This window comes from Salegentibacter maritimus (assembly GCF_016236915.1).
GTDB classification, from domain to species: domain Bacteria; phylum Bacteroidota; class Bacteroidia; order Flavobacteriales; family Flavobacteriaceae; genus Salegentibacter; species Salegentibacter maritimus.
Window position 1 is genome coordinate 57,138 of sequence record NZ_JAEHOK010000004.1, and the last position, 24,773, is coordinate 81,910.

The window sequence follows — 24,773 nt, forward strand, 5'->3', positions numbered from 1 at the left end:
AGAGTTTAATATCATATCTTTAATAGAATGAAAACTCTTTGCTTAATATTTTTATTTATACCCTTTAACTTTTTTGGGCAAGAGGTTTATTACTCTTTTCTTACTGAAACTTATCCCAACATCTACAGATCAGAGTTTAAATTGATTGACCGTAGAATTTTTTTTGAACCCAATGATGTTACTATTGTAACAGAAACTCCACAAGGAAAGGATATAGAGATTTTAAATATCAAGGAAACCAGAGTTGTAGATGACAGACCTCATTCTTGAATTTTGAGGAAAACTTAATCAAATCACATTATTAACAGCGCTTATTTCAGAATCGTAAGATTCAGCATACTGCTCCTTATTCCGATGGTTTTCTTCACTAATAGTATAATTGCAATAACCATAATTATCACAGCTATAAAAATTCCCATATGGTCCGGTTTTCAAATCCAGCCTTCCCGTGGCGCACCAACCACAAATGGGCCTATCATCCTCCTGCTCAACCATATCGATTTCCTCAACAAATTTTGATGGGTTTATTAAGTCCTTCAGTAAATGAACATGCTTTCTGGCCCGGGTTAATGCAACATAAAACAACCTGCGTTCCTCTCCATTAGGATATTGATCGGCAGAAGAAAGTAAAATGCTCAATAAAGGATCATCGGCAACTTCTGAAGGAAAACCATAAGTACCTCCTTTTCCATTAATAATAATCACATGATCAGCTTCCAAACCTTTAGCGGAATGTACCGTCATGAATTCAATTTTCACTTGTGGTTGGTCTCTAAGGTTTAATCTGTATCTGTTCAAATTAGTATCAAACCGTCCAATTATCAATTGGGAATTTTTGAATATTTCTCTATCATGATTATACCTGCCCAACATCAATATTGAAGTATTTAAGCCTTCTGTCTTATTTAGTATATCCTTTAAAATTTTATCAACTGCAGAAACAGCTTCCATATTCTCATAATAGGAGGTAATGCTTAAAACTTCCTCTTGATTATCATTCCCGCTAATAAGATTTTTCCTTAACTGATTCGGATTCTTTAATATAAATTCACTGGATAGATCAATCAGTTCCTGATTAAATCTATAGGTCTTTTCTATAAATCCTTTTTCGGTTTTTCTGTTATATCCCTTTATTTTAGTGCTCTCAAATCTACTTTCAAATTCAGTGAAAAAACCGATATCACTACCTGTAAACCGGTAAATAGATTGCCAGTCATCGCCAACACAAAATAATTTAGTCTCCGGTCTGATATCAAGTAATGACTTTACTAATTCATAACGGGACTGGGAAATATCCTGAAATTCATCAATAATGATGTATTTATAAGGAGACTCAAATCCCCCATTTTTAATAGCTTTAATCGCCAGATTTATCATATCGCTAAAATCGATTTCCCTTCTGCTCTTTAAGAAATTCTCATATAGATTATAAACCGGTTCGAAAATTTCTAAAAATTGAACAGCTCTGTGATCCTTATTCTTTGTTAAGTTGCTCTTTAAAGTTTGTAAATCCTGGTTATTCGACTTCAACAATACAAGAAAAGTGTATATCAATTGAGTTAGATCACTAATTTCCCGGGGATGATTGGATTTAAGGAATTCCCAGAATTCTTCATCCGGCATGGGGTTTAACTTTACCCCTTTCTGAAGAAGTTTTTTCTTCAACTCTTCCAGTAAAACACCATTTCTTTGTTGATAAGAATAAGTTTCAACCAGTTTTGTTCCATTCATCCTGTGCTCATTCCTTTTCCATTTGATGCCTTCTGTATATATCTCTTGAGCAGATCTTTCCTGACTTCCTCTAAACCATGAAGGCACATTACCCTCCTCGTCCATAGCAAAATGTTCGATATAGATGTTGTAATCCGTTAAATGAAAATCAGGTTTATATTGTCCGAATTTCTTGCTCGCCGTTTTATATTGATAGGGCTCTTCATATTTATATGCAATCTGATTCCTAAATAAAAAATTTGCAATCAAAACTTCTTCCTGACTCTTGTATTTTTCTCTGAATCTCCCCTCTCCATTTGCAAAACTTATTTCTTTATATCCATATAATTTTTGCTCTTTAAGATAATCGTAATACTCACTTTCACTTTTAAAGCTTTCCGGCTCCCTGTAGGGTTTTAAGTAGATACTGAGAAACTCATTTAGCTTATGGAAATACTCGCTATCTTTTTTTGCCGCGGAAAGCAATTCTTCAATAAGTTCAAGGTTTCGTTTCTGGCTGAAACCAAGAATAGAAGGTTTCTCATTCCTGGATTCCGCGATAATTTCTAAGCCTAACTTATGAAATGTTTTTACCGGAATATTTAATCCCATCTTATTTCGAATTCTTTCATGCATTTCAGCAGCCGATTTACTGGTAAAGCTGATAAGCAATATTTCATCTTCCTTGTAATTACACTTTTCTATGAGGTATTTTACTTTCCCGGCTATAGTGGTAGTTTTCCCGCTTCCGGCTCCTGCAACCACAATATTGTTGTCCTCATTTTTAATTATTGCGCTACGTTGTTGGTGATCTAAAGATTTTCCTTCAATATCACTAAAGTAATGCTGAGTTTCTTTCAATTCTTTTTCTACGAAGACTGAATTATGAGCTTTTACATTTTCAGATAGCCCGGAAAAAGATTTGAGAAAATCATCAAAGATTTGAGTTTCGTTTTGAAAATCAGGCAGGATTCGATATTCAGTATTATTAAGGGTATGGGCCAGAGAGCTTACTTGCTCTTTGTGTTGAAACAACTGATAATTTGACAAGTATTCATCCCTTTGCAAAAATTCTTTGGTAGATTTTACAAACTGAACGGCTGTCGGTATGAACTTAGATAACCTTTCTTTTTCAGATTCCTGGAAAGCCCTTAATTCGGCCCGTTTTCTTTTATTTTTCTTTATGGTCTTAAAAATGAAATAAAATATCACCAGGGAAAATAAACCAATAATATAGTACATGGGGGGCGTAGGTATTAGATGGAGTTACAGACAAAAGTATTAATTACTATTATACTTATATAAAAATATTCAAAGCTCTTTAGAAAATGAATTCTTCGATGGCCCTCATTTTTTCACATTCCTTTAACTTTTGACCAATTTTTCCTAACTTGTACCATTGTTACCCTCCCTACCGGGTTAACCCTTTAAATTCTACTGAACTTTTATCAAGCTTTCATATGGGAAAAGTCTCTGACCAAATTAATGAGTTTACTCAAACCTATTCCGCTATCGTAGTTGGAATGCACAGTGATATGAATCAATATCGCCGTGAAGTAAAATCTCTTCAGGATAAAAATATTGCATTCGAGGAAAATATGTACCGAATTCTCAGTGGTGCGAAAAAGATGGAACAATCCAATCTCCAGATTTCTAATAAAATTGAAGACAGAAAATCTGAAATAGAGAATTTTTACAGAGAAATTGCTGGCTCCGCACGACGAATTAAGGTTATATCTGAAGATGTTGAAAAAGCGACCAACGTAGTTGAACAGTTAAATTTAAAGGTATCCCAATCCCATACTGACTTCAGCCAGCTCAAAACGAGATTAATTGAAGAACAAGGAAAGACCATTCAATTAAGATCTGAGCTCTCAAAGCTTAATTCTGATCTTTCAACCGCTTCAACCAAAATTGGTAATCAACATGAGGAACTAAGAGAACTAAAAAAAATTATTAAAGATCAACATGATCAGTTATCTACCCATAAACTTCTAATAATAGGCTGTTTTGGCCTTATTGCTTTTATTCTGGTTTTAACTATAGTGCTTTAATATGAATCCAAAGATAACCTACCTTAAAGCCACATACGACTCTCATTGGAATGCTAATCCAAAAGACCTTTACAATCATTACATTAAAAAGAAAGAAAAGGCATTGCTCGATTCCATAGCCGCAGCAACCGCCATTAATGCAATTTTCTTTTCCGATTATATCGATTACAATAAGATCACCCCAGAAATGGCTGATGCCTTTCAAACTAGCTTTCCAAACCTGGAATTGAACGACCTCATTGCTATGTCAGGTGACCAGCTAGATGGGATCATCAGTAACTGGAAAGGAAAATTATTCGAATTTAATGTGCGTGATAAATTAAATTCAGGTGAACTGGTCGGAGATATTCAGCTGGAAGAAGGCCAGTATGCGGTAGTATCTGATTCTCTTACTCAACCCGGGTGGGATTTACAAATACTTAATGCCGATGGCAGCATTGCTCAAGAACTCCAGGCCAAAGCTACCGATTCCCTGAGCTATATCAATGAAGCTTTTGAAAAGTATCCCGACATTGATATTATTTCAACAAGTGAAGTCGCCGATTTAAATGGTAGCCTTCTGAACAGCGATATATCTAATGAGGACATCACCAGCTCCCTAATCGATCCTGTGAAATCACTATTTGATTCACCCATTGAAAATTTCCTCGAAACTATTTTTCCGGCATTACCTGTGCTCATTATTACAGGGACCGAAGGCCGAAAATACCTTATGGGTAGACAATCTGCAGCGGAGGGCCTACAAAGCGGGATAAAACGAGGTACCCGCTCAGCTGCTGCAATGAGTGTAGGAGCTTTATTGGCCTGGATGGACTTTGGGATATTCTCAATCGGCGGCACATTCGCCCTTAACTACTTTTGGGGGCGGAATGATGATGAGAAAGAAGCTATAAAGATCCTAGCAAAACAGGAAAAAGATTTAAGGTTAATCGCTGCAAAATATTAATTTATAAAGAATACAACCAATGAATAATCCCCCCTTCTTCTATAAAGTTTCCTTCCACCTTCTTGTCCAGGACAAAGACAAAGAACTTTCACATCAAAACTGGCAAAAAGAATTTCACAATGCTGATCCTTTTACGGCAAGGCAAGAAGCCTTTGATGCTTTTTCAGATTATCTTGAAAATCTTGAAACTAATGATAAAATTCAAAAGGAGGAATATGGCAATTTTAAAATTGTGAGTCCATCGAACATTCCAAAAATACCGAACTTCGAAGAAAATATTAGTTTGGAGGAAATGGCTCTGTCTTATACGGAGTATCGCGAATTTAGTGAAGACCTTGATGTTTTACTGGTCATAACCGATGATAAACTAGTCGACGAGATTGGGTACGGAGATAGTACCTTAGCCATTCATTCAGTGTCATCCCAACCAGTTAATATGCAATCTCTTATTGATAATCTTACTGCAGAGATGAGGTTATATCGGCGATGTGATATAGACACTAGTAGTTTAGCAAGGGAAGTTCAACATTACGGTGAGGATTTTGAAGAATCTGAGGAGGAAGAAGGAGCAGAAAACTATACTATACTCCCTACCCCTATGCAATGGAGCACCCGTGAAATTTATGACAGGAAATTAAATGAAGAAATTGAAGGGAAACACACCAACTCCAAAAGTCTTTGGGAAAATATAATCGAAGGGGGTGAATCCAATACCCTGGAATTTAAACCAAGCTTAATTTATAATTTCCTGCCCGACACTCCCAACCATATTCCTCGATTTAATAATGCTAAAACCATTTGTGGTTTTTTAAATGCAAGGGGTGGAGTCCTACTCATAGGAATTTCCGATGAGGGAAATCCTCAGGGTATAGATGCCGACCTTAAATTTTTAGGTTCCAAAGACAAGATCAAGTTAAACATTGACCAATTAATTCATTCATATGTCGGGGATGCAGTCATTCCTCTAATTGATTCCTCTTTCGAAAAATTAGAAAATAAGGAATTCATAGCCATAAAGGTCCAACCTTCAAGCCGCCCTGTATTCCTAAAAAACCATAACCCTAACACAGGCAAAACCACCAAGCATTTTTTTGCAAGAAGAAGTGCTTCAACAACAGAGATTAAGGATACTGAGGAGATTATAGACTATATTTTCAACCATTGGAGCCCTAACATAAAATAGAGTAATGAATCTGCATTTCTCTGCTACAGCCTATAATAATGCTCTTATTCCAACAATAAATTTTCCAGTTTTTCTTCCGAACCATTATAGACGTTGTAATCTATAGTACCTTTAAAGGAAGGATGTTTGAACTTATCAGTTTTCTGCCAAAATTGATACTTGCAGCGGGGCTTTCTCCAGAAATCAGCTATCCATAAAATATAATCATCACCTAATTCCGATTTCAGATATTTATCGAAATAGTCACATTCACAATAAATTATAGGTTTAACGCCTACCTCTTTCTCAACAAATTGGATAAAAGCTAATAATTCCCTTTGCACACTTTTCTTATTGGGCATTCCCGAAGTAAATTCAACATCTAATACAGGTGGTAGATCTCCTTTTTTCAGCCCTGCAAATTTCAAAAAATTCCTGGCCTGATCTTTTCCACTCGATGTATAACTAAAGAAATGATAAGCTCCTACAATAGCCCCTTGTTCCTCTGCTTTCTTTTTGTATTCTTTATACCTGCTATCCCGGTGGGTTGAACCTTCAGTAGCTTTCAAAAACACAAAATCGGGCTGTAGAGCCTTGAATTTTTTCCAGTCTATTTGCTGTTGATGATGGGAAATATCAATACCCCACACCTGCTCTTCCCCGGGTTGAAAATTAGAATATTCGGTCTTTCTTAACAGGTCCCTGAATTCTATCAATTCAGCCTTGATTTGCTGGGGGTATACAAAGCTTAACGCTATAGCTGCCAGGAATATGGCTATCAATACAAAAGCAAAATTTTTCAACATAATAATTTCTATTTAAAACCTTGATCCTTATTTTCTTAATTCCTTTATCTCTTCAACTTCTAAGAAGGCATTACACCATCCAAAATCAGTAAGCCTTCCCTCTACCAACTGAAAATTTATTGCGAACTGTCGCTCATAATGGACATTAAAACCCTCTTCCATTTCTTCCGAATAGCTTACCAAATAACCTTTCACACTTTTCCCAAACACGCAAGCTATACATTTCGTTTCAAAACTTCCAACCTGTTTGATCTTCACCGGCCGTTTTTGATGCTTCCAGAATTCCAGTTTTTCAATGGCATCCGCCAAAAATTCCGGGCTGTCTTCCAAACCCGCGAGATTAAATTTTTCTACAACCCACCTTAATACTTGAGCATCCATCAAGCGACAGGCAAGATCTATCTGGTTTATAAATTTTATGGTCTCTTCTCTAGAAAGAATTGGAGTAGTAACATTAAATGACATAGATTATATGTTTAATTAGTAATTCATATTAAATGGTCATCAGGCATAATGAGTCTGTACATACATCAGAAAATCCTTAAAAAACGGGTATATCACTATCATATACAGTATTATACCAGCCCCAAGACTGAGGCTTAGATATTTCAGCTGATTTCGGTTGAATCTATAAATTGTAAAGGGTAAGTACATCACAAGGGGTATAAGCACACAGATATATACCGACATTGTTACATAATCTGATTTGAAAATTTCAGCTGTCCAGTTAAGAAAATTAACAGAAATATTAAATAAATCATTAGAAAGAGATTCAAAGCCGGGGATCAGAAAAAACAGCAGGGAAACCGGCAAGATCAAAATTCCTTTCCAGTCTTTGAAAAACAGAAAAAAGGATAATGGGAATAATACAAAATAGAGATAGATGTTGGCAGCCTTATAAGATATGCCAAACAACCAGGCAAAGCCGTAAAGTCCGCTCATTACTATCATAAAGATCTGGTGCAAAAAGGAATCAGAATTAATTATCCAGTATTCCATTGTTGTATGGTCCATAGATGATTATTTAGTTATTTTAGTTAGGGATGCTGATGGATGGATTATATTGATTATTCTTCTGTTAAGTTCAAGAGTGAGATACATGCAGAATTACTTTTTTCATATATTTCAGTTTTGATTGTTTCCGATTTTATAAAATAAATTCCAAGGCTTATTCCTTTGTCCGGCTACACTTTTTAAGAATATAGTATTGAAAAATGCTGCGTATCAGCATACAAATGGAAATAAAACAGGCGATACACAAAAAGAACAAATAGAAAAGCTGCCGGTCTTCAGGTGCCAAAATCTGTTTAAATATTTCCTGCATTTTCCTAGCTGTTAATGATGGTTTCTCATTAATAGAAAAAGAAGAAAAAGGTAACCAGCTTATTTGAATTTATTTGAGTGACAGGCAGTATGATCTTTATTATCAGGTAATAAAGCAGCTACATTTTATTGAGAAGTGACTATAGAAATTTATAATAAATTATTCCAATAAAATAAAACCTGCCCAGTAAAACGGAGGATATTTTTGCGCCATTTGAGTTTGCGCCTTATTTAATGAAGAATGCACTGTATTACCAAGAGAAAATTGTCTATAGAAGATTTCAAACAACTCGGCAGTTTGTTTATCGGGAACCTGCCATAAACTCACAATCTGATCCTTCACCCCTGCAAGTTTCAGGGCACGCTGTAAGCCAAAAACGCCTTCGCTTCCAGAGATGTCCCCCCTTGCAGTTTCACAAGCTGAGAGAATCATAAGATCTACTGCTGAGAGATCCATGCGTGAGATTTCAACGGCTGTAAGAATACCGTCGTTATTTCTGGGGTTATTTAAATCTTCTGAACCGGATAACAATAATCCGCTTCTGTACATAGGATTATCTGCTGCATAGTTTTCCTCTATCAAATCCAATCCCCGGGTTAATACGGCAGCATTTGATTTAAAGTAAAAACCGTGGGTGGCCAGGTGGACGATATTATACCCGTTATCTAAATTCCTGAAGGATTTTTCAGAAGCATCATCCCCGGTCAATTTTAATAAACTACCTGCTACAGGCCTGAAGATCTTTTCAATGGTATCTATTTCCTGCCGGGTATATTCCAGAGCAGGAAAAAGCCCAGCTTCGAGGCCTTGTTTAACCTGATTTTCCACGGTTCTAAAACTCCGGGTTTCCCCTGAATTTTCTGAGGAATTGAAATTTGCATCGCCGAACAATGCGAGGTGTTTCTTTTTTACCGGCTGTGAAGCCTTTACTTTAGAAATATCCCTTGTAGAACCAAGAAGATGCAATTCCCCCGGCTGGTCGAGTAACAGGGCCGGAAAGGAAATGTTTTGAAGAATTCCGTTAACCGACAAGTAAACTGCATCAGCCTCATGTACCTTGCTTAACAGAGGTTTCCAAAGCATTTCAAGTAATTCATCCCTTCCACTTTCATAAATGGCATTGATGCTTTCGCTGGTACTCCCACTCTTATTTAACAGCTTTTCTAATTCCTTTTCCCGGAAAAGAGGCAGCAGGACAGGGTGGTCTGAATCCCTTTTCAGAACAAGTGCAAAATACCGGTTATCTTCTTTCTGAGCCTGATCATCCCAAACCGGAAGTCCAAACATTTCTATAGCGACTTCTTTTTGTCCTAAAGAATTTCTAATTCCCTCCCATTCTACCTCTCTCGGGGCAAAAGGCGCAAAGGTCATTTGTTTTGCTATCTGAAGATTCAGGTTTCTTTCTTTATCAGCTAAATCACGACTTAATACTCTATGTTTCTCCTGGTTGGTGATGTTTTGGAGTTTTTCCTTTTCTTTAAGGATTTCAGTATATGCGCGATTCAGATCTATTGGAGCCTGATTAATAAATTGTCTAATATGTTTACTGGAGTTTAAGGCAAGCTGTTTAGTAGCAAGAATATTATTGTATATCAGTTTATTTGCCCTGGGGGAATCATCATTGATGTAAATACTATTAACCAAAGCTAGTTGCTTTTCGGTTTTGGCTATATAGTTTTCTTTCTCCTCTTCAGTTAAAAAAAGAAAATTTGCGCTAATGCGTCTGAAAATCTGATCTTCTACTTTAGCTATGAGGGAAAAATCTATTTCTTTGTTGGTCCTCAGACCGGATAAAACAATATCATTGTAAATATCGGGATTCTCATCTTTAACCGGATCCAGTATTAATTGAGCTTTCTTAAATGATTCTTCTGCCTTTTTAAACTTTCCCGTTTTATAATAAAAATCCCCCAACTGCCTCAAACTACTAACATACAGATAACTCTCCCGCCCTGATTTATCAGCACTTTCTACAACAGCTCTGGAATACAAAGCTTCGGCTTCCTTTAACAATTGCTCCCGTAAGGATTCTTCAGCCTTAAATATGTCGCCGAGTCTTTCAAACCAGGAGCGTTCTATTAGCTGGCTTGCATCTAAATCATTAATTGCTGCCTCATATATAAAATTAGCCTTGGTTATTAAATAGTTTGGATAAAGGAGATTATCTTCATTCTCTTCAGCTATGGATGCTGCCTTTAATATCAGTTCTTTTGCCTGATGGTAATTTTGAAATTGAGTTTCTGTTAGACTTGCCATTAACAATAAGCCCAAATAAAATGGGGAATCTTCATCTTCTGAATTCTCCTCATATAGCTGAACATTTTTAAGATAGATATTTGCCGCTTTTTTCAAGTCACCAGTTCTAACGGCCCGATCGGCAAAAAATAAACGCCCTTGTATTCGGTATTCAATTTCCTGGGAGCCTATTCCCGCATGAAATGCCTCAAGTTGTTCAAAATATTCCTCAGCTTTTAAATAATCACCTCGCTGGAGATTTATTTCAGCCAGCGCCATCAACGGAAAAGAAAGAAAAGATGCTTTTTCTTCCTGCAGAAGTTCAGAATCAGAAATTCTTAGGGCTCTCTCAAAAAGGCCTTCTGCCCCCTCCAGGCTTCCGGAAGATTCTTTTTGACAGAGGCCATAGGCAATAATGGCAGCGTATCGGGATGTTAATTGCTTAGACCTATCAAAATCTGTAGAGGAATACCAATTAGTCAGAAAAAAGAAAGAGGCTATTTTTCCTTTATTCAACTCTTTTTCATAGGCTTTCTCAGCATATTCGCAAGCCTTTAAGGTCTCTCCCCGATAAAGATATCTCTCGGTTGTTTTCAAATGGCTGTATTTATCGGCCATAGTTCCGGTAATGTATAAGAAAGGAGCATTCGAAAACATATAATTTATGAATGGGATGATCATCAATAAAGTCAGCAGGCCTATTCCTTTCAGAAATTCTTTTTTGTTGAAACCATTTCTGAAGGAAGCAATCAGCGAAGAAAAAACATAAATAATCAGGAAAAGGGCAATAATAGTGAACATTATTACAAAACCCCCAATCCTCAATAGTTCCAGAAAAAAGGTGAAGCTCCAGAAGCCTTCAGGATCAGCTATATACCAGATAAGATGAAAAAGGTTGACCAACACGCACAGGGCAATAATAAACCCGCATATGAACAAAAAAGTTTCAATCTTATCTTTCATACTTAAGGGTAAAGGTTTAAAACCATTTCATATTTTTCAATATATCAGAGGCTTCGCGGGAATAATCTCCCTGAGTTTCTTCCAAATTGCGCAATAATGGTTTAGCCTTGCTATTATCATCCTGCTTTATGTAGGCCAGTGCAAGATGGAATTTCACATCATCTTCGAGAGCCGGTATTGAAAGCCGATTAAGATTTTCAAGGGTTTCTGTTGCGCTATCGAAATCCCCAGTATTCATTTGAGCAATAGCCAGGAAAAACAGCATTTCATTATTTTTCTCTTCCAGATCAAGTTCTTCAAGGATATTCTTTGCCTGGAGGAATTTCTCCTGCCGGATGTAACTTATAGCTTCAAAAGCCTTTTCAGTTTCATAACCGGTTAAACCAGTAAGCTGAATTTCCCCTCCCCTGGTGGCCACAGCATTATCCACACTTTCAAAAGCATAAATATTGACCCTGGAAATCACTTCCCTATTCCCCGCATAGGTATTAAACAATTCATCATTGGACATTTGGGTAGGCTGCCAAATAAAGAATCCGATGAGTAAGATAGCGGCTACGGCATATAGCCATTTATAAGAACTTCGGATGGATTTTGTTTCTGTATTTGATTCTGACTCTTCCTGATAAGAAAATTCTGCCTTTTCCTTATTTCTTTTGAACCTATGGCTCATATTATAATTCATACTGGATTCCATAATCTCATCCAGCTTCATTTCTTCTTCCAGAGCTTTGAATTTAGCCTTCAGATCTTCTCTACCCTCCTTCTTAATTGCAGCCTGAATAGTTTCGTCTGGAATCTCTCCTGTAAGCGCTGCATAAGCAGCAGGAATTTCCCTGATCATCCTGGAGCGCTCAAGGCTTGTAGCAGCATTCTTCAATTCCCTAAAAAAACTTACCTGATCTATGAAAAGCTTATCTCTATTCCGGCGGAGAATTTCAGCAGCTTCAGATTTATTACCAAGGACATACTGTTCAGCCAGTTCCCCAATATAATTGCGGTAAATTTGCGGTAATTCTTCAAAGACCTTCTCCGGATCATTAAGTTCTAAGCGATATAATTCTGCAATTACAGGTTTAGAATCTTTTGGGTATTCCAGAAAAAGAGTTGAAAAGTTATTCCAAAAGAGATCATTGGGTACTTCCTTTAAATTAGAATCTTCCTTCAATATCGGCAGCAGTAAGTCTTTTACTATGACATTAGCCTTTTCCATGTTAATCTCTCTTTACTTCTTCGTGAGCAATCTTTTGCAGCTTTTTCTGACAGCGGGATTTCTGGTTTTTTGCACTATCGGCTGTAGTATATCCCAGGAGTTCGGCTATTTCCTCATGTTTTTTACCATGGTACCAATATAATGTCAAAATTTCATAACAATTACCACCGGCTTTTCGCATTTTTTCTAAGGCAATTTGGATGGCATTATACTGTACCTCATTCTGCACCCTGATCTCCTGAAGTTCATCCTCAATTCCGGGATCGGTTTCCAACTGCCTTAATCCCGGCCCATCCTCTTCATCAAGAGATATTGGGAATTTCTTTTTAAACTCGTCTAATAACTTAAACCTGCATACTGAAGTAAGGTAAGTTTGAATACTGGCATTATTTGTAAGCTCAAAATCTTCATAAATGATTTTCTCATAAAGAATGATCACTGCCTCCTGGTAGATTTCAAGAAGATCCTCTTCTTTTACTTTACTACCTGTATTCATCTTATACATAAATCGAAGGCAGTATTCCCTGGTTTTTTTATAAACGACACTGATGTAATCGGGATCACTTTTTATTAAAGCTATCAGTTCCCGGTCAGGGAGCTGCTGAAGATATATGGGATCGGGCATACCGGGGGAAATTTTTCTCTGGGCATACAAATTAAGAAATAATTAATAATCTTCAGCATAAATTTCCCTTACCACCTAATAACTTGGCAGCTTGAACATGAGTTCCCCTTTAGTATTGATTATCTTAAATCCTAAAAAATTATTCGTCCTCCGTACCTTTGCAATCTGCTTCCTTGCATAAGCTAAGGCTTCGGTGGTGCTGTACATTAGCAATTCTTTTTCAGGAAAATCTGATTCATAGTGTTGAGGATTACTGTATGATCTTAACTTTACTTTCATATTCTCGTGATTTTTTATAAAACTGGTTCTATTCATTAATAGTTATTCAACCGATAGGTAACCATGGTATTGAAGAAATATTCAGGGATGCACAAAACAGAGCTCCTCTCTCATTAAGAAAAAAGAACAATAGGAAAGACTCCTTCCTATTGTTCTTATAATAACTTTAAAATTCATTCGAGTAGAAATTCTCACTGGTATCCTTTTTCGATCTTATATTCTCACTGTAAATAAACCTAGAGGCAATTTCGTTTTCGAACATCTCTTTCATTTTAGCTTCATCCGAGGTGAATTCCACCACGTTCTTTATTGACAGGCGTCTGGCGGCTCGATGGACATCATGATCTGTTCCCGTGTAAGTAAAAGTCCACCTCTTATCTTTAAGCTCTTCTATTTTTTCTTTTATTGCCATTCCGCTAAACTCTTTAGAAGCGTTTTCTTCTCCATCTGTGAAGACTGTTACCAGAACATTATAATTAATGCTGTCATGAAGAACCTTTTCTAGTTTAGAAAAACTAAATCCCATTGCATCATATAAAGGAGTAGTTGCACATGGTTTGTAACTATTCTCATCTATAATTTGCAGATTCCTAACCGGCACGTTGAAAAGATGCTCCGTAATGCCCAGCCCGTTGAAGGTTACAAACGAGATAAAGTGTTCCTGATCCGTATACTTCTGTTCAACAGCCTTTACGGTCTGCACTATTTCATTAAATCCTCTGATTACTTGATGCTTGATAGCGTTCATAGAGCCGCTCTCATCAAGGATTATTAAGTTGTGTACCTGGTGTTTTGCTTTCATTTTTAAAAGTTTTAATTAGTTATTAGGAGATTTATTTTAACGACCGCTATTGATCATAAACATTTAAATTGAGTGTGCCCTCCACATAGCCCTTGTATACGAGTAAATCAAGATCTTCAGGAACAACGACCACTTCAAAATAGATCCCCTGTGGTTTATATATCTTATGGATCCTTACTCTGGCAGTTCCTTTAACCTCATCATAGGTATTACTATATTTCCACAGAAAGGAAATTCTATCATTGGCAAAGGTTTCATCGGTTTCTTTGAACTCTTCTATTTCAGCATCGTATACAATACCATGACTTATGGTTTCAGCCACGGGCCAAACGTTGGCAAAATAGACTGCATCCTCTCCTTCTAATTCATATAAGGATAGAAATGCTTCATTTTCAATTAGCTGTGGCGTGATATCCACTCCGTTCTCGGTTGCATCCAGAATAATGAATTTTTCCAGGACATTGATATCCTGATCCTGAGCGGAAACTGAGATCATAGTCAGCAGAACACAGGCTATAGTTATTTGAATAGTTTTCATATATAGATATTTATTGTTTTTAATGGTCTCCCGAAAGCTCGGAAGTAATTCGCATATCTTCAGTAGTGTTCGTATCGCGTTTCCGTTATGCTCATTTAATAACTTGGTTTTTTAAAAGAAGCCACCCCCATCCCCTACAAAAGGAGGCGGCCTCAAAACAAACAACACAATTAGAGAACAGCTAATAATTTAGAGGCCATCTGAGTACCGGAGTTGTTAAGAATAAAGTGGTATTTACTCGCACCGGATTCCCGCAACCATTTTTCCCAGATGTAAATGATCTTTTTATTTTGAAGGATATCCTGTTCATCTTTGCTGGAGATACCGGAAACAATCCATTCGATATCTGCCTTTAATTCGATAGGAATCAATCCGTAGTCGTTAGCTTCGGCTTTTTCCTTCCAATCGTGATCGGTTAATTCTGTCATGAACTGAGTACTGGTATACCTGTTGCCTGTTCTCATCACGTGAGACCGGCTTTCAAAATCAAAATATCCATCTGTGGCTATAAGTACTAAATTTTTATACCCAGGTTTACTGAAGCTATCAGCATTGTCATTCATATAAGCCCAGATATCAACTCCAAAAAAGTCGTTGGTTTCTTTTCCAATGAGAGACTGTTTCTCAAGACGGTCCAGCACCTTTTCAAAAGAAGCGACAAAGTCTTCCATTCTTTTGTTCTTATTCTGAACCGGGATTTCATCAAGATTAATCTGAAGCTGATCTTCAAAAGAGCCAATGTCCAGCGGACTTCCTTTCTGAGGTATGATCCTTACCGCAAAGCGGTCTTTGGAGGTCAATATGAGCCCACGCCGGGCTTTTGTTTCAAACTCCCGAAATAACTTACGGATGAGTTTAAAATCCTTCTGCAGTTGATCATTATTCAGGACCCTATCACTAAGATCCAGGACCACTGTATAATTAACAGGTTTACGTTTGGAGTTGCTCTCGGCATAAGCTTTTGAAATACTAAGATTAAAAATCAGCGCAGCTAAAGAGCATAAGAATATTATATTTTTCATGATGTATAGTTTAATAGTTAGGTAAATAGTAAAGAATTAATTGAGGGATGGTAGCTTCTTAAAATGCGTTTCCATGAATTCGTTATATACTTTCTCACACTCCTCCTTTTTGGAGTCAAAATCGGGGGAACCGTTTAGGAATTGTCTCCATCCCATATAGAAACTGGTAAGGTTCTGAGACAACAGATCGGGATTGAGCATGGCCTTATCCAGTTCTTTTTTAAGCTCCTCCATTTTCTCCTCTAGCATATTTACCCTGGATTCCAAGTCAAGAACAGTGGCTTTTAAGTCGGCAATGAGATCTTTCTGTTTTCTGATCTTGGTTTTGAGGTCTTTAATTACCAGTGCGGCAGAGATCTCTGCATTTTTTTTGTTCTTCTCCTTGAGCATCAGATCAAACATATAACCCCAAACCAGGTAAGCTACGAAACCGAAGGCCAGGACGAGATAAAAGTTAATGCTGGTGAGGAAATTCCAGTCGTCACCCGCAATTCCGGCCATTACTTTCAGGTCATGAATACCGGAATCGATTTTATAGGCAAGGAGAGAGTCTACAATGAAAGCTCCAAGAATAGCAAAGCCCACTTTTATCTTTTTATACTTTCCGTCTATTGTGTGTGGCATGAGGCCTATAGCAAAAAACAGGAAGGCGGCTAGATAAACAATAATCAAAGCCGGGGCAGGTGTAAATATTCCCTGCACATCGAAGATATTATCCAGATATAGTACAATATCATCGCCGGCTGTATTAATAATTGACGCAGCATTTCTAAAAAATGATGCGTACACCGCCGAAGCATAAAACAAGATCAGGTATACCGATAATAGTATTGTAAGGGAAACGTAGGTGAAGAATTTTATACTGCTGTAACCAGTATTAATCTTGTTTTGTTCAAGATCTAATTTGGTTTGTTGAATTTCCTCTTCATAATCATTTATCTTCTGTTGTTCATCTTTGAGACGGACATCCTGAATGGTCTTTTTTTCACATTCCAGTTTTTCCCTGTCATCTTTCTTTTCCGAAATAAGGACCTGAATCTTCCTCTTGTGAGACTCATGCTCTTTTTCGTTATATGCCTCATCAACGATATAGCCGTCCTTAATCCATTTCAGGAATGTTTTCATTGAAGTGGCATCGCCGTTGTTTAGCCCAGCTTTTTGAAGGGCATAATTCGCGAAGCTTCTAATTTTTTCGATTCTCTTTGTAGAAGAAGTTTCTTCCTGAGAAGCAGGGGGTACGATAGAAAGGTTGTTCGATTGTGTTTCCATAATGCTAATAATTATTTGGTTAATGTGTTTGTTTAACCATTAATAGCATTCAGAAGAAAAGGTAACCGTTCTTAGCTGAAAAATTTTTGAAAATAGATAAGAGGGTAAAGAAATTGTACAATAGAAATGGGAGCACGATAAGCCGTTCCTTATTAAAATAAAACTGCAGCTACCCTGTCCTTTCTTGTGATTTTTTAGTGTAAGAGTGATTTTATACTCTCCATGCAGACCAAACAAAAACACCTAGAAGAACTGAGCCTAAGAAGCTTTCTAAAATCATAATTGGGAATAAAACCAATAGGAGGGAAAGGAGAATCTTTAGAGTTAACCAAGTCTGTGGATGAAAAGTACGAGTCGCGATTCTGTTTTGGTCATAACTGAACCCCACTTGATCGTTATATTCTTTGTAGAGTTTTTTTAAATATCTGGTTTTAATGGGATTCTCTTTTAAATTAATTGTTATGCGAGTATTTAATTCAAAAAGAGAGGAGGGCACCGTCTTAAGCTTATTGAACGAAAGGTTCAAGGTCTGGATTTTTAATTTTTTCGAACTATAATACTTAATGTTTTGTTCAGATATTGTTTCAATTTTATTATGTGAAAGGTCCAGGAATTGAAGGTTTGGTAGCCTGAGTACCTCGTAAGGAAATTCAATTAAACCTATATGTAATGACAAGGTATTTACACTTCTACAAAATTGTAATATTTCTTCAACCTTTAAATTATTAATCCGTAAGGTTAAAAAATGCAATTGGTGAAGATTGGAAAATTGCCTAATCACCGTATAAAAATTATCGTTAGAATTAATGGTAAGATGATTCAACGTTGGTTTAATATTATTTTTAAACCAAAAGGGTCCAGTTAAACTGAGATATCTTATTTCGGGGTTTTTATTCACGAAATCGGAAATTTCAAAGGGATGAGTCGTGCTAAGCACCAGGGATTTCAAATCAGAAATATTCTTTATTTCATTCGGTAAATTCACCCCTTCAATACGACCGACTAATTCTTTATTTTTGTATTTAAACTGCTGAGGCTTAAAAGATTTTTTATTTTTTTTAGGTGTTAAACCATTAAATTTATCCGCTGTTCTATCTGGCTTATTTTCTTTTCTTTCAGTAGAAAAATAACTAATCAAGGCAATCAAGCCGACTGGAATAGAAATTATAGATAGTAAAACCCCCAAGGAACCATCAATAGCCATAAGGACTACTATAACCAGGATCAGTGTTATTACGTGAATCCAACAACCATTTTTTCTTTTAGCCATTCTCAGAGCTTTTAAATTTTTTAATTTAATTAAAAAATTCCTTTTCAAATTCTTCTAAGATACCAATCATCTCATCCGTCAATTTTATAATTGCAGTGTCAATTAATTCGGGAGCTATAAACTTATAATAGGCCTGGGCGATTCCTCCCGCAATACAGGCTATGGTATCACTATCACCTCCTATTGATATAGATAACCTTATGCAGGATTCATAATCTTCACTCTCCAGGAAACAGATGATAGCTCCCGGCACAGATCCCTGGCAACTGATATCAAACTTATATCCTGGTCTAATTTCTTCAACAGTCCGACTGAGATCATAATTAAATTCATCCTCTATATAGGCTTTTATTTCAGCCTTACTGCTACCGGTTCGGGCCAAAAAAATAGCTGCGGCTACAGCCTGAGCTCCTTTTATTCCTTCAGGGTGATCATGAGTGACTTCAGCCGTTTTTTTGGCTTCTTCCAATACCTTTTCTAAACTGTTAAATGCGAAACCAACCGGACTTACTCTCATTGCAGAGCCGTTCCCCCAAGAATTATATGGCTGCGGATCTTCAGCATACAACCAATTATCAAATTTATTACCGTAACCTTTCCCGGGATAATTCTGCCCCCATCTTCGTAATGCGATTTCATAAGGTATCTCATTAAGAATGGCATCTGCTATTGCCACAGTTAATACTGTATCATCTGTAAATCTGGCACCAAAGTTAAACAACTTAAAATCTGTAATCTTTATGTTCCGGTGTTCGAAAACTGAGCCTACAATATCACCAATTATTGATCCTATCATTTTTTAAAAATTAAGATTTGAAAGTATAGAATAGAATTCTTTTATTATCCTGCTTAGAAATGAAATTATCCAGGTATGTTAAAGCACTATTGGACATTGTAAAACATCCCTGACTTTGAACAATTTTAAATGGATAAATTGAAAAATCGGGTATTCCTGACCAGGAGTGGATTACCACCACTCTTTTACGCATATTATTATTGGTTTTATCAAGCCCTTCCAACCAGTATTTTATATTAATCCCCCAGTTGCTATAATCCCTGTTACCTATAACCGCCATGCCCTCGCTGGAGCATAGGCTATTAGGAATATTACTGAAGGTTTCCGGGGTACCGTTCTCCTGCCCGCATCCTTCTCCATGAGCTACCATAAATGATCTTTCGATCTTTTGCGTTTTCAAGTTATAGAGGAACATTCTTTTTTTTCCACTATGGAGAGAGAAGTCGACTAAAAAACAATATTCATTATTATAATTAGCGTTTTTTAAAGTGGATTTGATTTCCTCAATCTCTTCATTATATCGGTGAACATTCTCATTTACTGAATGGATATAATACAACCACAGCAATAAAAAAGCTATAAATAGTAGTACTAAGCCGGATGAAATTTTCATTATTTTTTTATCATGGGTTAACTATAATTTTTCGAAGAGAATTAATCCTGAAACTGATCTTTAAAAAACAGCTTTTGTTTCCAATTTAAAATGAAACGGGCAATTTCAAATTCATCCTGTCTACCTGCCAAGTCTAATATTCTATCTATTTGATCATACAATTCCATATACTCCGGAAAATACCCGTAGATGTCTCTATACTCCCGCATTAGTTCATAAAGTCCTTTATGCATGTTATATTCCCGGGAAGTCTCCTCCCATTCTCTTCTCGCAAAAGCTAATTGATGATGTTTTTGATAATCGGAGTATACATGATCTATCAAAACGTTCCTTTGTTTCCAGCCCAATTGCCGGGTCCTGGAGGCCAGTTCTTCAGTTACTGTCTTTAACTCCTGAAAGCCCCTCACAATCCGTTTCTGAATTTCCAGATAGGTAAAGTGGGAAAGTGGATCAGGACCAGACATACGTTTCGTTAAATTTTATAAGTGCCATAATTTATTATTTCCTTCTTTTTACTATTAATAGCACCCGTTGAAATAGGTAACCCAAATTTGGCTCCTTATTTAAATGCTTTTTTTCTGTTTATGATTCGGGGGCTTCAATTACTCTCATCTCACCCTTCTTTTTCAGGAGATCGTTGATCGGTATTACGTAGATCTTGCTATAATCTAAACTCAGCATTTCCAGTTTATCCAGGTCATAATTGATGATCCTGATCTTCTTTAGGTTGTGAGCCGGGTAACATTTTTTCAAATATGCCTTAAGAATTGACCTCAATTGATCCTGACCAAGTTCTCCGAGCCGAATCAACTTTTTGTTTTTCAGCACTACACAGTACGCCAGTGAAAAAGACGTATTATCTGCAATAGAGCTCGTATCGATTTCACGAATTTTCAGCTGTGCCTTTATAGCCCTAATAACAGCAGCCCTGCTCATTCCCCAATAACGAATCTCAATTTGCTTATTAAGCTCGGCGACAAGCTGAACATCTGTAAGTTTGTTGTACAATCCGTAATAACGTTCATAAATCAGTTGGGCATTGCTAGCTCCTGGTTCCATAGAAGCAAGCTCTTTGTCTTCTCTGTAACCTACATCTTTATTTATCATAAGTACAGGTACTCCATGAATTTTATCGATCCGGATGGGATTAGCCTGATTTTTTAAGAGATATTCATTCTTTATATAAAATTCCCGATACCTGAATTCTTCAAGTATTGCATTCTGTGTCGTCCTCGCCTCGTAAGCATTGATATTTATGAAGTTGTTATAATAAACACAAAGTCCGAAATCTGACAGCAATAGAATATCCTCCTCCGCCGGCAGCTCTGGATACTTTTTACTTCGTTTTTGATACGGGTTTCTAATATTTCTAAACAATTCGAGAACTCTTTCCAGCGGTAGAGGAAGATTTTTTAGATCAGGGTACAGAGCTTCTATACATTTATCCAGCAGGCGAAATAGATTTAGGTAATCCTCTGCTCGCTCAGATCTAAGAAAACTAATCCAATCACTTCCCCTGTTTTCATGACCAAAGACCACGAAATCTTTGTATGCCGCAGAAATTGCCTGTTGATAAGCTTCAGGAAGAGAAAAACCTCTGTACTTGTTTCCTATCAATTCAAAATAGAACCAAATTTCATTTACGTAAAACCCGGGTATCTTGATTTTGGGTGCGCTTAATGGTTCTTTATGATATTTCTTCAATTTTTCCCAATTCCACGCAAGCCCTTCCAAAGAGATCTTCTGAATTTCAATCCTTTTTCCATTCCTGATCTCATAGATAATAATTCCTGTTTGTAGGCCGGATAACAGAGACTTATTTAGAACGGCAATCTTTTTTCCTTCAAAGGTTTCTTCAGGAAAGTCGCGGGGAAATATTCCAAACTGAGTTCCAATGTATAGTGGAAACCGATTTTCTTCAGTCTCGTAGAAACCAGATAGATCTACCTCTTCCACCAGGTCCTCCGGAAAATCGAAGCCTGGATAGCCACTGGCAAGCATTTTGAATTTTATCTGATTCATCTTTTGAAGTTTTGTTTTTTACTTATAACAGCATATGAAATAAAGATTCTCCTTTATTATTAATAGATCCACTCGAAAAAAGTAACCTTACCAGAACTTTATTTATACATCTCTATAATCCCAACTATACGGGCCCTTTCTTCTCATGGGCTTCCTGGTTAGCTTCGTGCCTCCTGCTCTTTTTATCCTCAACTTTACCCCTCTAAGCCTTAGAAAAAGCAATGTTTGGGGAGCAAGCTTGTTCAAATTAATTGTCTTCTTAGAATGCTTATCTACATAGGCAAGTATTTTATGATAGATAAGAACTGCCTCTCTTCTTTCCGGAGAATCAGCGTAGGTGGAATTAATTATTAAATGATATTCCTCCACCAGATTATTAAGAGGTCTACAGGGAAAATCTTTTTGCTGCATTTAGTAATGATTTTAAATTAATAATAACATCACTACGCCACGAGCTCTTAAAAAGTAAATAATGGAATTAACATTTTATTTCCTTGATCAAGGCTCATTATTTTAGCACCGTTGCTTGTTATCGCTGGTTGCTATCTCATTTAAGAGATTCGTAATGATGTTGCGAATATAAGCTTTTATCCTCAATTCCCCAATTAATTCCTGTACCTCTTTCTGTAGATTAATATAAAATCTATCTTGCTGTAGAATTATTCATTAGAAAACTTATGAAGCATAAAACCATCGAAACCTTTAGGGCGGTAGCCACCTTTGGAGCCAAAAAAGGATATTCAGAAGAGATGATACCAATCAGTGATTTTAAAAAGGCGGTTACCTCAGCACAAAAAGAGATTAATGAAAAATTGGATATTAAACTAAGTGCTAAAATATCACCTTGCTCCATAATTTTTAGCGGTCAGGATGAACCCTCATACGATCTTAGCTTCATCCAGTACCCTAAATTTCCCTATCCGGTAACAGATCTGAAAAATGCTATTCTTCAACTCTGTGAAAATCTAATGGAAAAATTGCATCAAAACCGGGTAGTGATAGTTTATGATGATGAAACCATTATGCTGGAACAAAATGAGGATCAGCTTGATCCGGGGATAAATTTTCCCTCCTGAATCTTATGAATGCTCGATCCCGGGAAGTCTTAAATAATCCTTAATTTTGAAGCACTTACTTCTAAAAACAGAATTCAATTTAAATGACCATAATAATTCCGAATAACGAATTTCTTAAAGAACTATTCCCGGATATAGCTCACGACCGGGAATCTATTGAAAATGCACTTATAGATTATTATACTGTTGGTGCTCAAAAACCCAAAGTAAAATTTACCGATGATTTCATTACAGTCTCACTTGATATTAAAAAGATTGATGTCGAACAAACTAAGTATAAGAAATTAATTTCCCTATGTGAAGCCTCTCGTTTTGAAGAAGCAAAACCTTTGGCTGAGGAACTTACCGCTACGGCACCTGAAATCTCAGAATACCATCGAATACTTGGGCAAATTTATTCAGAGCTTGGTCATCAGGAGGACGCCATAAACACCTTGATCGATGCCCTGCGCTGGGATCCGGAAAATGAGCATGCCCTGGTTATGATGGGTAATATCTTCAGCCGTTCTAAGAATGACGTTAATACAGCTTTGACTTACTACAACCAGGTTTTGAAAACCAATCCAAAAGATCATATTAGCTTGAATAATATTGGGGCTAATTTGATGAACCTGGGAAAAGCAGCTTCCGCTTTAACCTACTTTGAAAAAGCTCTAAAAGCTAATCCTGAATACCCCAATACTCATCTTGCCTTAGGTTTGCTGGCAGAGAAAAACGGAGAATATCTTGAGGCTTTTAATTATGCATTAGCGGCATTAAAATATAACCCTAAGAAAGATGACCTCTTTAAGAACTCTTTTAACTTTCTGGTTAATACGGCAAAACATTATCAAAAAACCTTTGAAGCCGGGGAAATAGTAGATCGTTTTTCTAAAAATCTGGAGGAACAAACGAATATTCCTATCCAAATTGAAGAGGATGCTACAATCCCTACAGCAGCTAAAATTGAATATGCCCAGAGCTATGACCGGAATTATCATCTGGTAAGATATAAATCCCAATATCCGGCAGTAGAACACCTCATCCTGCACGAACTGATGCATCTTCAACTGGCAACCGAAGCCCGGGAAGAGAAGGTAAATAAACTTTTCACTTCAAATAGCAATTCAAAAAACAGGTTCCTGAATGCCTATAAGAAATATGCGGTTACTCTTGCCAAAAAAGGTGTAGACCAGGCATCGATCAATAATTATTTCACAGCCTTGTTTGATGGCATTAATAGTCAGGTCTTCAATACCCCAATCGATCTTTTTATTGAAGATCGCATTTATAAGGATTTCGAAGCTTTACGTCCCTTCCAGTTTTTATCGCTTTATAATTTAATCCAGGAAGGTATCCAGGCTACCACCAACCCCGAGATAGTAAAAAATGCTCCATCACAGATAATAAGTAAATCAAAAATTTACAATCTCACTAATGCCTTACTATTCAAAGATCTTTATCAGTTAGATCTGACTAATGATCACAAACCAACCAAAGCGGAAATAAAACAGGCCCGGGAATTCTTTAAAGAATTCGAGGAATATCGCCGGGATAAAGAACCGGGTGAAGAATACGAATTGATTCAGCATTGGGGGGAAGATTTGCAACTCGATTCATATTTTGAATTAGTTCCCGAGGATGATTTCCGGCGCAAAACAGTCGATGAGGTAATGTCCGATATCGATAGGGATCCGTTAAATCTTGAATCCTCTGATCCAGCTCAGGAGAAGAAAATGAAAGATTTTCTAAAGAATCACTCCTCTGAAGATACCAACCAGGCTGTAGTGATGTATATGGTCGATGCCCTGCAATTTTTCGAAAAACACGCTTCTGAAGAAATAAAAAAAATAGCTTTTGAATTTGCTACTCTTGGGATGGCGGGGATAGATCCTAAAAAACAGAGTGGCTATGATGTACCTTCAATTCCCGGAAGTAATTTCAGCGGTTATAAAACCTTAGCCTATTACTATGTGAGCTGGGCTTTGGCCATTCCGGAAATGTTATCCCAATTGCAAATGCCATTTGACAAGGAATATGACCTGGCCAAACAACTAACCAATCTTTAA

The 24,773-nt window shown here is 36.8% G+C and carries 21 protein-coding genes and 1 riboswitch; of the genes, 5 read left to right on the forward strand and 16 right to left on the reverse strand.

The features are described from left to right. Positions 1–288: 288 nt before the first annotated feature. The gene (locus tag I6U49_RS04340) at positions 289–2,952 is read right to left on the reverse strand and encodes a UvrD-helicase domain-containing protein (RefSeq protein ID WP_198627724.1); all 2,664 of its coding nucleotides are present in this window, start codon (positions 2,950–2,952) and stop codon (positions 289–291) included. 218 nt (positions 2,953–3,170) lie between these two features. Between I6U49_RS04340 and I6U49_RS04345 the strand changes: the two genes are divergently transcribed. Genes I6U49_RS04345 through I6U49_RS04355 form a run of 3 tightly spaced genes read left to right on the forward strand, consistent with a single transcriptional unit; the run spans position 3,171 to position 5,893 of the window. Next, positions 3,171–3,764: a hypothetical protein gene (locus I6U49_RS04345; protein WP_198627725.1), complete on the forward strand. Its 594-nt coding sequence runs from the start codon at positions 3,171–3,173 to the stop codon at positions 3,762–3,764. Between the two features lies 1 nt (position 3,765). Next, positions 3,766–4,710, forward strand: coding sequence for a hypothetical protein (locus I6U49_RS04350; RefSeq protein WP_198627726.1), 945 nt, complete (start codon positions 3,766–3,768; stop codon positions 4,708–4,710). 19 nt (positions 4,711–4,729) lie between these two features. After that, a complete protein-coding gene (locus I6U49_RS04355; RefSeq protein WP_198627727.1) occupies positions 4,730–5,893 on the forward strand; it encodes an AlbA family DNA-binding domain-containing protein in 1,164 nt (387 codons plus the stop codon). Between the two features lie 44 nt (positions 5,894–5,937). Here the strand turns inward: I6U49_RS04355 and I6U49_RS04360 are convergent, their stop codons facing one another. From I6U49_RS04360 to I6U49_RS04430, 15 genes are all read right to left on the reverse strand, one after another. Further along, complete coding sequence (locus I6U49_RS04360) at positions 5,938–6,678, reverse strand: glycoside hydrolase family 25 protein (RefSeq protein ID WP_198627728.1); 741 nt, start codon at positions 6,676–6,678, stop codon at positions 5,938–5,940. A 27-nt stretch (positions 6,679–6,705) separates the two neighbouring features. Further along, entirely contained in the window at positions 6,706–7,143 is a 438-nt protein-coding gene (locus tag I6U49_RS04365; protein ID WP_198627729.1) for a hypothetical protein, read from the reverse strand. A 1,018-nt stretch (positions 7,144–8,161) separates the two neighbouring features. Next, the gene (locus tag I6U49_RS04370) at positions 8,162–11,200 is read right to left on the reverse strand and encodes a CHAT domain-containing protein (protein ID WP_198627730.1); all 3,039 of its coding nucleotides are present in this window, start codon (positions 11,198–11,200) and stop codon (positions 8,162–8,164) included. Between the two features lie 16 nt (positions 11,201–11,216). Next, positions 11,217–12,413, reverse strand: a complete 1,197-nt coding sequence (locus tag I6U49_RS04375) for a tetratricopeptide repeat protein (protein ID WP_198627731.1) — start codon at positions 12,411–12,413, stop codon at positions 11,217–11,219. A gap of 1 nt (position 12,414) precedes the next feature. Next, positions 12,415–13,038, reverse strand: a complete 624-nt coding sequence (locus tag I6U49_RS04380; RefSeq protein WP_198627732.1) for an RNA polymerase sigma factor — start codon at positions 13,036–13,038, stop codon at positions 12,415–12,417. A 445-nt stretch (positions 13,039–13,483) separates the two neighbouring features. Further along, positions 13,484–14,119, reverse strand: coding sequence for a vWA domain-containing protein (locus I6U49_RS04385; protein WP_198627733.1), 636 nt, complete (start codon positions 14,117–14,119; stop codon positions 13,484–13,486). Between the two features lie 46 nt (positions 14,120–14,165). Continuing rightward, positions 14,166–14,657, reverse strand: coding sequence for a hypothetical protein (locus I6U49_RS04390; RefSeq protein WP_198627734.1), 492 nt, complete (start codon positions 14,655–14,657; stop codon positions 14,166–14,168). A gap of 170 nt (positions 14,658–14,827) precedes the next feature. After that, complete coding sequence (locus I6U49_RS04395) at positions 14,828–15,679, reverse strand: hypothetical protein (RefSeq protein WP_198627735.1); 852 nt, start codon at positions 15,677–15,679, stop codon at positions 14,828–14,830. A gap of 36 nt (positions 15,680–15,715) precedes the next feature. Further along, entirely contained in the window at positions 15,716–16,948 is a 1,233-nt protein-coding gene (locus I6U49_RS04400) for a hypothetical protein (RefSeq protein ID WP_232804633.1), read from the reverse strand. 211 nt (positions 16,949–17,159) lie between these two features. Continuing rightward, positions 17,160–18,218 (reverse strand): leucine-rich repeat domain-containing protein, encoded by a 1,059-nt coding sequence (locus I6U49_RS04405; protein WP_198627736.1) that lies wholly within the window; start codon positions 18,216–18,218, stop codon positions 17,160–17,162. Positions 18,219–18,243: 25 nt separating this feature from the next. Then, positions 18,244–19,014, reverse strand: coding sequence for an ADP-ribosylglycohydrolase family protein (locus tag I6U49_RS04410; RefSeq protein WP_198627737.1), 771 nt, complete (start codon positions 19,012–19,014; stop codon positions 18,244–18,246). A gap of 10 nt (positions 19,015–19,024) precedes the next feature. Further along, a complete protein-coding gene (locus I6U49_RS04415) occupies positions 19,025–19,627 on the reverse strand; it encodes a murein L,D-transpeptidase catalytic domain-containing protein (RefSeq protein ID WP_198627738.1) in 603 nt (200 codons plus the stop codon). Between the two features lie 41 nt (positions 19,628–19,668). Beyond that, positions 19,669–20,091 carry a hypothetical protein gene (locus I6U49_RS04420; RefSeq protein ID WP_198627739.1) on the reverse strand — a complete coding sequence of 141 codons (423 nt, stop codon included), beginning with the start codon at positions 20,089–20,091 and terminating at the stop codon, positions 19,669–19,671. 118 nt (positions 20,092–20,209) lie between these two features. Next, entirely contained in the window at positions 20,210–21,649 is a 1,440-nt protein-coding gene (locus tag I6U49_RS04425) for a hypothetical protein (protein WP_198627740.1), read from the reverse strand. A 102-nt stretch (positions 21,650–21,751) separates the two neighbouring features. Next, entirely contained in the window at positions 21,752–22,060 is a 309-nt protein-coding gene (locus tag I6U49_RS04430; RefSeq protein ID WP_198627741.1) for a hypothetical protein, read from the reverse strand. A 65-nt stretch (positions 22,061–22,125) separates the two neighbouring features. Continuing rightward, a riboswitch (SAM-I-IV-variant riboswitch) is annotated at positions 22,126–22,223 on the reverse strand. Positions 22,224–22,326: 103 nt separating this feature from the next. Between I6U49_RS04430 and I6U49_RS04435 the strand changes: the two genes are divergently transcribed. Then, complete coding sequence (locus tag I6U49_RS04435; RefSeq protein ID WP_198627742.1) at positions 22,327–22,725, forward strand: replication initiation protein; 399 nt, start codon at positions 22,327–22,329, stop codon at positions 22,723–22,725. A gap of 83 nt (positions 22,726–22,808) precedes the next feature. Further along, the gene (locus I6U49_RS04440) at positions 22,809–24,773 is read left to right on the forward strand and encodes a tetratricopeptide repeat protein (protein ID WP_198627743.1); all 1,965 of its coding nucleotides are present in this window, start codon (positions 22,809–22,811) and stop codon (positions 24,771–24,773) included.